The organism is Mesorhizobium sp. M7A.F.Ca.MR.148.00.0.0, from assembly GCF_003997735.1.
In the GTDB taxonomy this organism is placed as follows: domain Bacteria; phylum Pseudomonadota; class Alphaproteobacteria; order Rhizobiales; family Rhizobiaceae; genus Mesorhizobium.
In genome coordinates, this window is record NZ_RZTB01000156.1 from 1 (window position 1) to 10,236 (window position 10,236).

At 57.6% G+C, this 10,236-nt stretch carries 7 protein-coding genes and 5 pseudogenes; 4 read left to right on the forward strand and 8 right to left on the reverse strand.

Annotation, left to right across the window (positions count from 1 at the left end; translation table 11 throughout):
* Window positions 1-6: 6 nt before the first annotated feature.
* Window positions 7-72 (forward strand): annotated as a pseudogene (locus EOB49_RS38695) (exopolysaccharide production repressor protein); the annotation flags it as partial.
* Window positions 73-84: 12 nt separating this feature from the next.
* On the opposite strand, the pseudogene EOB49_RS30780 reads toward EOB49_RS38695, so the two are convergent.
* A pseudogene (locus tag EOB49_RS30780) lies at window positions 85-757 on the reverse strand (transposase); the annotation flags it as partial.
* A gap of 26 nt (window positions 758-783) precedes the next feature.
* Here EOB49_RS30780 and EOB49_RS30785 point away from each other — a divergent pair.
* Window positions 784-897 (forward strand): annotated as a pseudogene (locus EOB49_RS30785) (aminocyclopropane-1-carboxylate deaminase/D-cysteine desulfhydrase family protein); the annotation flags it as partial.
* Window positions 898-1,298: 401 nt separating this feature from the next.
* Here the strand turns inward: EOB49_RS30785 and EOB49_RS30790 are convergent.
* Together EOB49_RS30790 and EOB49_RS30795 are read right to left on the reverse strand one after the other, a co-directional pair.
* Window positions 1,299-2,027 carry an SDR family oxidoreductase gene (locus tag EOB49_RS30790; protein WP_126080609.1) on the reverse strand — a complete coding sequence of 243 codons (729 nt, stop codon included), beginning with the start codon at window positions 2,025-2,027 and terminating at the stop codon, window positions 1,299-1,301.
* A gap of 432 nt (window positions 2,028-2,459) precedes the next feature.
* Window positions 2,460-3,611, reverse strand: a complete 1,152-nt coding sequence (locus EOB49_RS30795; protein WP_126080610.1) for a TlpA disulfide reductase family protein — start codon at window positions 3,609-3,611, stop codon at window positions 2,460-2,462.
* Window positions 3,612-4,011: 400 nt separating this feature from the next.
* Between EOB49_RS30795 and EOB49_RS37020 the strand changes: the two are divergent.
* Window positions 4,012-4,454, forward strand: a pseudogene (locus EOB49_RS37020) (transposase); the annotation flags it as partial.
* Window positions 4,449-4,839, forward strand: a pseudogene (locus EOB49_RS36655) (ATP-binding protein); the annotation flags it as partial. The pseudogenes EOB49_RS37020 and EOB49_RS36655, both read left to right, overlap by 6 nt.
* A gap of 169 nt (window positions 4,840-5,008) precedes the next feature.
* Here the strand turns inward: EOB49_RS36655 and EOB49_RS30805 are convergent.
* From EOB49_RS30805 to EOB49_RS30825, 5 genes are all read right to left on the reverse strand, one after another.
* Window positions 5,009-5,560: an SET domain-containing protein-lysine N-methyltransferase gene (locus EOB49_RS30805; RefSeq protein ID WP_126080611.1), complete on the reverse strand. Its 552-nt coding sequence runs from the start codon at window positions 5,558-5,560 to the stop codon at window positions 5,009-5,011.
* 592 nt (window positions 5,561-6,152) lie between these two features.
* The gene (locus EOB49_RS30810) at window positions 6,153-7,148 is read right to left on the reverse strand and encodes a 2-oxoglutarate and iron-dependent oxygenase domain-containing protein (RefSeq protein WP_126080612.1); all 996 of its coding nucleotides are present in this window, start codon (window positions 7,146-7,148) and stop codon (window positions 6,153-6,155) included.
* 161 nt (window positions 7,149-7,309) lie between these two features.
* Window positions 7,310-8,017 carry a class I SAM-dependent methyltransferase gene (locus EOB49_RS30815; RefSeq protein ID WP_126080613.1) on the reverse strand — a complete coding sequence of 236 codons (708 nt, stop codon included), beginning with the start codon at window positions 8,015-8,017 and terminating at the stop codon, window positions 7,310-7,312.
* A 702-nt stretch (window positions 8,018-8,719) separates the two neighbouring features.
* On the reverse strand, window positions 8,720-9,751 hold the full coding sequence (locus tag EOB49_RS30820; RefSeq protein WP_164762826.1) for a GlxA family transcriptional regulator: 1,032 nt from the start codon (window positions 9,749-9,751) through the stop codon (window positions 8,720-8,722).
* A gap of 84 nt (window positions 9,752-9,835) precedes the next feature.
* On the reverse strand, window positions 9,836-10,236 hold a 401-nt coding region (locus tag EOB49_RS30825), incomplete at its 5' end, for a cobalamin-dependent protein (RefSeq protein ID WP_206526161.1).

The window sequence follows — 10,236 nt, forward strand, 5'->3', positions numbered from 1 at the left end:
CTCCGTGTGGCAGTCGTCACGACGCTGGCCTGTTCGCTGCTGCTTCAGGCCGGCTACTTCGGCCGCGTGCTCTTTCTGAGCTGGTCATGCGGCTTGGCGCAAAGCAAGCTTCTTGTGCTCGCGCAGGTCATCCATGTTGATGTAGCGGTTGGCCTCCATCCAGTTTTCGTTGGTTTCGACGGCCAGCGCCCTGACCAGGCGCAGGCAGCTTTCGGCGTTCGGGAAGATGCGCACGACATAGGTGCGCCGGCGGATTTCCTCGTTGAGGCGTTCCAGCATGTTGGTGGACTTCAGGTGCTTGTGGTGCTGGCGCGGCAGGCAAAAGAAGGTCAGCGTGCATTCGATGGTCTCCTCTCCCCAGCTCGTCAGTCGCGGATAGCGGCCCGACCATTTGGCAAGCCATGCGGCGAGATCGGCCTTGGCCTCGGCGAGATCGCGCGGTCGTAGAGCCAGCGCAACTCCTGCAGGCAATCATCGCCACGATTTCTCGGCAGGTGATCGAGCGCGTTCCTGAGGCACGTAGCAGCGCTGCCAGGCGGGCTTCGGGGATCACCCCGCCGATCGCCGCCACCAGGCTGGCATGATCGTCGGACACGACCAGTTCGACGCCCCTGAGCCCGCGCGCCTTCAGCGCGACGAGGAAATCCCTCCAGGCCGAGCGGCTTTCGCGATTAGCCATCTCGACGGCCAAGATCTGGCGCCGGCCGTCCCAATCGATGCCGACAGCGATCAGCACCGCCTGGCTCATGACGACGCCGCCCGACGCGATCGCGCCAGATGCCCGATACGCTCGTCACAACCGGTGGCGTGCAGTCCAACCATACGCGCATGGTCGCTGCGGTCGCCGCCAAGACCGGCATGAGATGCCTCCTGGTCCAGGAGAGCTGGGTCCCACATGGACATCCGCGCCTGGTTCAGCCCTAGCGGTGAAGGCATGGCAGCAAGCTCAGCGCCGCTAAACAACAAATCGCCAAGGCATGCGAACATTGCATGCTCTCTCGCTCGAACACGCCGCGGCGGGGGCGCTCGTCTCCACGTAGAAGGACCAGATTTGCCATCGAGCCTTCTCCTGTTCACGGCAAATTTCACCCTAAATGCACCGCCGCCTCGGAGATTGGCCCCAGCAGATGTCCGTAGGCAATCATTCTCTGACGTTGCCGAGCGGCGGAACTGGGCGCCATATTCCTTTACCATCAGACGGACCCGGTTCTCGACGTCGCGGCTGATAGCGACAAGGCAGGTGCCAGCGGGAGGATGGCGTTCCAGCGGCCCGCCCCAGTTCGAAATACGACTAACCGTCACGGAAGACTTAACTTGGCAGTTCGGCCACCGTCTACGACAAAAATCTGGCCGGTGACGAATGCAGCTTCGTCGGAGGCAATCCATGCGACCATGGCGGCAACTTCCTCAACGCGGCCTGTTCGGCCCAACGGATGAATGGTACCAAGCCGTTCCAGTGCCTTCTCGGGCAAAGCGGCGACGAAATCGACATTGAGATCCGTATCGATCCAACCAGGCGCTACGCCATTGCAGCGCACCCCGTCTTGCCCGCCGTCCACCGCTACGGCGCGTGTAAGGCCATGCAGCCCAGCCTTCGAGGCACAATATGCCGCGTGCCCTGGGTTAGAGGCCAATCCCTCTATCGAGCCAACATTGACGATTGAGCCACGGCTTCTGCGAAGATGAGGCATGGCGCGACGGATCAGCAGGAAAGGAGCATCAAGATTCAGCGCCATTGTGCGTCGCCACTCGTCAAGCCCGGTATCATCTACCCTTGCTTCAACCATGCACCCAGCGTTGTTGACCAGGATATCGAGGCGGCCAGCCTGTCGAACGACATGGTCAATTACCATGTTCGGAACGCCGGGGTCGCAAAGGTCCGCGACTATCCCTTCTCTATGACCGGTCGCCTCGAGCTGAACCGCAAATACTCTGGCCCCGTCGCTGGCAAGTCTGTCGGCGATTGCCGCCCCAATGCCGCGGCTAGCCCCGGTCACTAAGGCGACCTTCCCCATAAAACGCTTCATTCGGCTGCCCTTTCGCCATTCACCGTTACAAGCATGCCGACGCGAGACGCACGCGCAGGCCGGTTTAATCCGGACACCTTCTCCCGCGTGGTCAAGGCCTACTCCACCCCGTCGGCGATGCGACCATTAAGCGGCCGCAAGATGAATAGGCGTCTCTGACTCCGAAGGCCCAACCTGATGGCCGTGCGCGACGCACGAGCCCGGTCCGGCGCCGCGATTCGTTGCTCTTAGTCGATTTGAACTGAAATGCGAGCATCTGCGCTGACGCTTCTTTCTTCGTTAGGTGCCCGGGCTTTGTCCCATACCACCATGATTTCATGGGTTTCAAAGGCATCCTCAGAACATGTTTAGTAACACCCTGTATATTGATGCCAATTCAGCTGCGATGGACCCATATGCCTGAACGAATTGGCCCGTAAGCCCTTCTTGCTATCAAACCCTTTTATGCTTTCTCCTCGGCCCGCCCTGCGATCGTGCCTTCAGGACATTGCTTTGCGGAGCCGCACAGAGGGCGCCGTAATAAACCTCCTCACCCTTGTAGTTGGCTAAGGCCTGCAGCAAGTTCGGTAGAAGGTGTTGTTTCAGCTCGTCCAGCATAGGGTCCGCACTGTCCAGCGATTTCAGTGCGAACTCGATTAGCTCAATCGCACGATCTTGGTTGCCGCTCTCGTGATAGTATCGAGCCACCGCCGGATAAGTCCGGAACTTGTGGCCGTCGCCTTGGAGTGGATTGCGTGCCAGGATATGCTCGGCCAACTCTTTGCCGAGCGCGAAGCGCTCATGAGACGGAAAGTGCGAGTGGTCGTGCGCCGGACCGAAAAGTTGGTCTAATGTTGCCAGCAGCCAATGCTCGGAGTTCCTTTCGATCGCGTCGCGAGCCAATTGGCGTATGACAGGCAACCCGGCCGGCATGTCTTGCATTCTGTGAAGCAATACATGCGCCTGAGCCAAGCGGAAGTTGATGTCGTCGGGCATCAAGGCGCTGCCCTCTTCGACTGCTGAGAGTGCCGTCTCCCAGTCCTCTTTTCTCACTGCGGCCCAAAATCTCCTATTAATTGACTTGGTCAACGCTTGTTCGCGCTCGGCGATCCGCTTCGAGTCGACTTTCGATGCGTCGCTGGTGCGCCAGCGGCCGTTGAGCACTCTCGCCAAGACCTCGTTAAGTCGAGTAGCGTGACCGATATAGGCGATACGACCGTCTGCATCGATTACAAACAAGATCGGAAATTCGCCAGAAAAGCTTGCTTCCATCCAACGCTTTTTCATTTGGCCCGTATGGTCGAACGCGATCGGAAAATTCAGGTTCGAGCACTTTTCGGTCAACCACGCGTCCAGCTTGACCCGCGCCTCAACCGTCGATAGCGCGCCTTCATGAGCCGCGACCACGATGACCTCGAGCCCACTGTGCTTGAACCTTTCCTGCATCTGCATCAGATGGTGCATCGCCGCCGCACATGGTTCACTCCCAGTTGCCCAAAATTCGACGACGTATACTTTGCCGGGCTGGAAATGTGCGATGGGCTCGCCGCGCACCCAAGTCTCCACATTGATCGAAGGAGCCGGCGACCCCATCTGCAAAACCATATTGCTCTCCAACGCCATCCCAAAGCTGCGCGGCTTTATGGCAAGCTGTTCCCTGAGAGACGGTGCACCGAGTCGACTGAAAGGAGGCCTCTATCGTCAGGCGGGCTTCGATGCAGTCAGCCGTCAATCAGTTTTGCCGCATTTCAACCAGCAAAGGCCGTGCCAGCGCGCTGAACGCCCGCTGACGGCATTAATTTACCTTTGAAAACATCCATGTGTAATGATGCGGACATTTTTGTCAGGTGTTTGTTTCGAATCCGCCATTTTGTCAGTTGCTGTCGGTCTGGGCGTTTAGAGTCCTCGCGCCAGACTGCGATGGGGCAGCAGCACCTGAATACAGACCTGCCACTGAGAATTTCCTCCATCTGAGACTAGAGTCAGGGTCCTTGATTACGGACTGATGAAGACAAAGCGATTTACGGAAGAGCAGATCATCGCGGTTATGCGCGAGCATGAAGAGGGTGCGAAGGCTGGCGATCTTGCCCGCAAGCACGGGATCTCCGAGGCGACGCTGTATAGCTGGAAGGCCAAGTATGGCGGGATGGACGTCTCCGACGCCAAGCGCCTGAGGCCTTGGAAGACGAGAACGCCAAGCTAAAGAAGCTGCTCGCCGACGCTCGAAGCCTCGGCAGTGCGCGAGCTTCTGTCGAAAAAAGTTAGGACCCGCCGCCAAGCGCGAATCCGTAGCGCATCTGCAGGCCGTCATGGGCCTATCGGAGCGTCGGGCCTGTCCTTCGTCGGCGCCGATCGCAAGATGATTGATACCAGTCTGGCCGACCGCCAGAGACACAGCTGCGTGGTCGGCTGCGCGACCTCACGCACGAGCGTCGACGCTTCGGTTACCTGCCCGTCGTCCACGGTGGCGGCAATCTGTTCTTCCAACTCGCAAACGCCCGCTACGAGAAGGGCGCAATGATTGTTACCTCAAATCGCGGCTTCGCCGAATGGGGCGAGGTCTTCGGCGACCCTCGTCGCAACCGCACTTCTCGATCGCCTGCTTCACCATGCGGTCGTCGTCCAGATCGAAGGATCGAGTTATCGGCTCCGCCAGCACGCCGAGCTCATGCCAGAACACTTGCGATCAAAAGCCTCCATCACATTGCCGACATTAAATTCACCATCGCGACCGCGCGGCCGGCCACCGAAAAATGGACACCCCCACCGGGACAGCCTGAGCGGCGAAACTGGGGAATTTTACTTCGGCACTTTTGGGGACGAGTGGCATTGACAGGTGACGCGCAGGGGATTGCACAGATTGTGCGCACACGTTGGTTCAAGGCAGTTCATCTGAAGTCCGCTACTGGCCAGAGGCCGCGCACGCTCACCGCGGCGCGCAACACTGTCAGGGCGGCACTGCCAACGAGCAGGTCATCCGACGCATGTTGCGTTCCCTGGGGCTAAGCAACCCTATCTCTCTCTTGGAAGGTGCCTTGGGTTTTCTTGAGGTACGGTGCGTAAAAACCCGATACGAGCAGAGGATGATCGCGAGGCAATGTGGAGAAGCCTCCGGCTGAGCCTCGGCAATTTCTAGACGAACAAAGACATACCGATACCCCAATGCACTCGAATTCCGATGTAGCGTAGTTCCACGTCACTTCGGCGCCAGAAGAGATATGCTGAATGGCGACGAAGTCGTAGGCCCCGAAGCGATTGGGCACAATCGCTAAGTTTGGATCACAACAATGATTCACAATGACAGCCGGCTTATGAAAGAGAGCATGGACATTCCAGTCCAGTTGAAAGGAGTTTGTCGTTCGAACCGTTTCCATACGGTCAATTAGCCCGATGACGACAATTTCCCCCGGCAGGAAGTCGCGAGCAGCGAATACCCCGCGCCCCCTTTCTCCTCCCGTGCTGAGGATTTTTACGTTGCGGGCATTGAGCTGCTTTGCGCACGCGACGTCATCCGTCAAAATAGACAGATCTTGGTTTATGTGAGTATCAGACATACTGTTTCTTTCGCCTGCTCGATTGAGGGATGAGTACTTTTCGCCAGAGGTCGCTTGGAATTTCGCTGTTTTCGGAACGTCCTCCTAAAATCCCGATGGTTCCAAGTAATTTACGAAGTTGGGGGCTTGTCCATGTTTTGCGCCTTAGGTCCCAGTCAGCGGCGCCTACTGTCTCTCCCAGGAAACACTCAAAAATCGTGCCGATTCACCCGCCCGGCAGCCGAGGATTTTGATTTCTCTCGGCTATTTGACTGAGGCTAACGAAGAGATTGCCTATCACGCGTGTGTAGCGAATCCGACAGACCAGCAGGCGAAGTGGTGACAACGCGTCTGCAAGCGAGCAGTTTATCCTGCTGCGGATGGTGCGCGTGACACGCCAGCCGGGGGTCCAGGTCTCGAAAGCGTTAGCATACCGCAGGAAGTGGCTGCAAAACCCCTGTTGCCGCCAGATGCCGCGCACATTGAGTTTCAAAGGCGCGGTCAAGGGACTAATGCGTGACAATACTGTCCCACCTATGGCGTTTTCTGAGTTCGACTGGGCCGCTTCGACCCCGCAGTGTATTGTCACGCGAGTAGGCGGCGGCCCGCTCTCTCATGCTTTGGCCAAATGAGCATAACTTGCTGCGAAACGCCCGAGTTTGTGTTCGCCGCAAGTCACCGGCCGGTAGCGCAGAGGGTTGCTGTCAGTGACACATGAGGCCAATGGCTCAATGATCGCATCGAAATCAGCATCGATAAAGAAGGGGATTGAGTATCGCTCACGCCCTGAGCTATTCACTACGCGATGTAGGTTGGCCAGATAGACACCGTTGGTGAGCCGCTGAAGCAGGTCCCCGACGTTGATTATGAAAGTACCGTGGATCGGCGTGCCTTGTACCCAATCGCCGTCTCGGTTCATGACCTGAAGACCGCCGACGTCGTCCTGTGCAAGGATGGTCAAATTGCCGTAGTCGGTGTGGGCGCCGATTCCGATCATGTCTTCGCTGATATAACCACTCTGCGGCGGGTAGTGAAGCAGCCGCTGAATGCTGATCGGGTTCCGCATGAGGTCCTCGAAATAGCTTTCCGCCAGGTCCAGACTGAGCGCAATTCCCTGCAAAAGTTTTTTCGATAGGCCCACCATCTCTTGATGGTATCTGTATGTCAGCTCCCGAAACTCGGGCCAACCTGAGGGCCACTGGTTAGGACCAAAAAAGGGACCTTCTAAGGTCGAACGTTCAGGTCCGAAGTCGAAGCACTCCTTGAGGTCTTTGGTCTTGCCCGGATCGGTGTTCTCGCCGAACAGCTCAATGTAACCGCGAAAGGCCGAATCGGAATTGCCAATATGCAGTGACGACTTCTGCGACAATGGCAAATTAAAAAACCTGCGGCTCACATCAAACACCGATTGTATGAAATCCTGCGGGACTCCGTGGTTCTTCACATACATGAATCCAGTATTGGAAAGCGCCCACCGTATCTCCCTGGCCACCACCTGTTTGTTCGTACCGTTGAGGAGCGGTCCGATGTCGACCACCGGTATTTTGTCAAAGCTTTCGCGTTTTGCGCGCAGCTTATCGTCTAGTCTGGCTACTAAACCTTTGGACATTAGTACACCTTTGTTTTGCCGATTGAAGCCGACGCATAGCTGCCGGCCATTTGGATTTATCGTGACGCGAAGTAGTACTGAAACGCGCCACCGTGCTGGAAATACCCCTACTCGTCTTTAGGTCATCCACAACAGGGTTTCGCTCCCGAGGCAGAGCATGATCACAACCCCTGTCGCTCTGCCGCGCTGACCTTCTCGGGCACTTGAAAGACCCAATAGTCCGCACGCTCCTCGGCCACGTATCTGCCGTTGCTTAGACACTGCGCCAGTAAAAGAACGCCCTCATCCTGCAGACGCCGCGCTTCGTCCTCGAAGAATGCGGCCTCGGCGTAGCTCTTGCGGATGCTTGTGATGATGAATCCTTTCGGGCGCGTGACGCGAGCCAGCTCGCGCAGCCCGTCTGGTCTAACGTGCCCAAGTGTAAAGACACCGCAGCAAACCGTGATATCATAGCCCGCGTCGGCGTACTCAGAGAGTACTCCGTTAAGGTCGACACAGTCTTGGACATGACGGTAGACTCGGGTTTGCCGCGCCTTTTCGGCCATCTCTTTGGAAAGATCGAACCCATCGATCAGCCCGAAGCCGAGGCGTTCCAGTTGCACGCCGACAAGGCCTGTTCCGCAGCCAGCATCCAGGATTGTGATGGCAGTTCGCTCGCTGCTCAAATAGGCTGCCTGCACGGTGCCCGCTAGTTCCGCCACGATCATCGGGCCGTAGTACCCCTCGGAGCCAACATCCACATCGTAGGCCCCAGCCCATCCCCGATAGAATTGGGTTAGGCGATCGGCGTCGCCCTCGAGTACGAGGGCGTCCCTGATGCGCTGTCGTGCGACTTGTTCCAGTGTCGTCTGCTGATCGACGGTATTCATGGCAACTCCTCTGATAGGCATAATCGGAAGCGGCTATTCGGCTCCTGATGCCAACTCTCAAATGTGAGAATCAAAGCTCGTGCCAATTGGCCAAAAGCCCGAAGAAAAGCAATTTTGATGAATTCTGCTATCAGGCTGAGGCACAACAACACAACATTGCTCCAACGAAGCCTGTCCGCAAACAACAAAGCCGACAAAGTGTCGGGTTGTGAACTTGCGACCCAGCGTACAGCACTGCCCGCGAACTCATGAAAATCCCGCGCGCCTCCTACGTTGTCAGCTCTATCAATTCCAGTGGCCTGCTATGTGGTGGGTCCGGAATGAGCTGGTACGGGTTGATCAGCCCGGTGCTCGATTGCCATTGGCAATGCAGATGCGGTCGAAGATTTGCGGCCGAAGGAGGCGTCCGCTGGGACTATCGCCGTTTTGGGGCAGGTCAGGATTGCCCTGGCGCTGGAGTCAGTGATGAGGCGCTAAGCTGGGCTTTGGATGGTGTCCTCTCGGACAGCCCAGGACGTCATCCAGCGGCAGACGACGATGGCTTCTTCGGTCGACGTCAGGCACGGTGCTCTTCGACGCCTCGGCTCCCATCGGAGCATCGGCCCGATCGCGTTGAGCGCGAAAGCCAGGCTGCCGAGGTGCTTGCCAATTGATGGCACGTGGGTTTTGCGGGGCTCGTAAGGGGGCGTCACCGAGTATGGGTCAGCCGCGACAGGTACTGGGGTTGGCGCCGAAGGCTTCGCGGAAGCACTTCGAAAAATGTGAGGCCGACACGAAACCACAGGCGACCGCGATCTCAATAATCGGCAACTCTGTTTGTGCAATGAGACGCTTCGCGCGGCTAAGTCTCAAATGCAGGTAAAAGCGCATGGGAGACAACGAAACCGATCGCTGGAAGAGCCGTTCAATCTGACGCTGTGAGCGGCCGACACATCTTGCGATGTCGCGTAAGGGCAGCGGGTCCTCAATATGCTCCTCCATAATGCGAATCACTTCGGCGACCGGCTTGCAGATGCCGGCTTCGCCGCCATTCATGGTCCATTGTCTATCAGAGGCAGGGCGCCAATACCCGGCAGTCGTATGTCGGCAGACGGTCAACGCAATGTCTCTGCCGAGGCGTTCGCTGATCAGCTCCATAACGAGGTCGAACGACGCAAATTCTCCTGCGCAAGTGAGGAGGTGACTATCACGAACGAATAGCCGGTCAGTGACCTGAAGCCGGCCAAATTTTTCAGAGAAAGCGGCTCTCTTGTCCCAATGGATTGTGCACGCGGTGCCGTCCAGCAACCCGCTGTCCGCCAACAGCCATGTCGCCGTACCCAACGCTGTGATTGGAACACCATGCCGCTTGCAAAGCCGAAGAATCTTGCTGAGAGCAGCAGACGTCTGCCTTTCGACCCGTTCGCCTGCACAGACAATGACCATGTTCGTACCTTTGCCAGCCGGAACGCATTCGCCGGTGCTAGCGAAGTCGCTGCCGACCGACAGGACGAACCCGCTGGCGCATTCAACCGGCTGGCCATCCAGGCTTGCAATCGTCCACTCGAAGAATGATCGACCGGACACAGAATTCGCGATGCGAAGGGGATCTACAAATGACGAAAGGCTGAGTAGCGAAAATCCGGGAAGTGCCAGGATAACCAGTCGGTATACGTCCTGCGTGTCGATCACCTGCCGGCTGGGGTTCCATCCCACGATCCGCGAATGATCTCCTGTTGAAAATGGCGCATTCATAAGGTCATACATCCTGGTTGATGGTGATCAACATCGAGCGGCCGCAAACGACACCGGCGCCTTCAGGGTTGGCACCGCAGCCATTCAACTACGGGTGTTATGCTTGCGCTTCATGAAGTCCTTGGCGGTCTCGACAGCCACCGCCGCGTCGCGGCAATAGGCATCGGCGCCGACGGCCTTGCCGAATTCCTCGTTCAGCGGCGCACCGCCGACCAGCACGACATAGTCGTCGCGAATGCCCTTTTCCTTCATCGTGTCGATGACGACCTTCATGTAGGGCATGGTGGTGGTCAGCAGCGCCGACATGCCGACAATATCAGGTTTATGCTCTTCAATCGCCGCCATATACTTCTCGACCGCATTGTTGATGCCGAGGTCGATGACGTCGAAGCCGGCGCCTTCCATCATCATGCCGACGAGGTTCTTGCCAATGTCGTGGATGTCGCCCTTGACGGTGCCGATCACCATCTTGCCCTGCTTTGGCG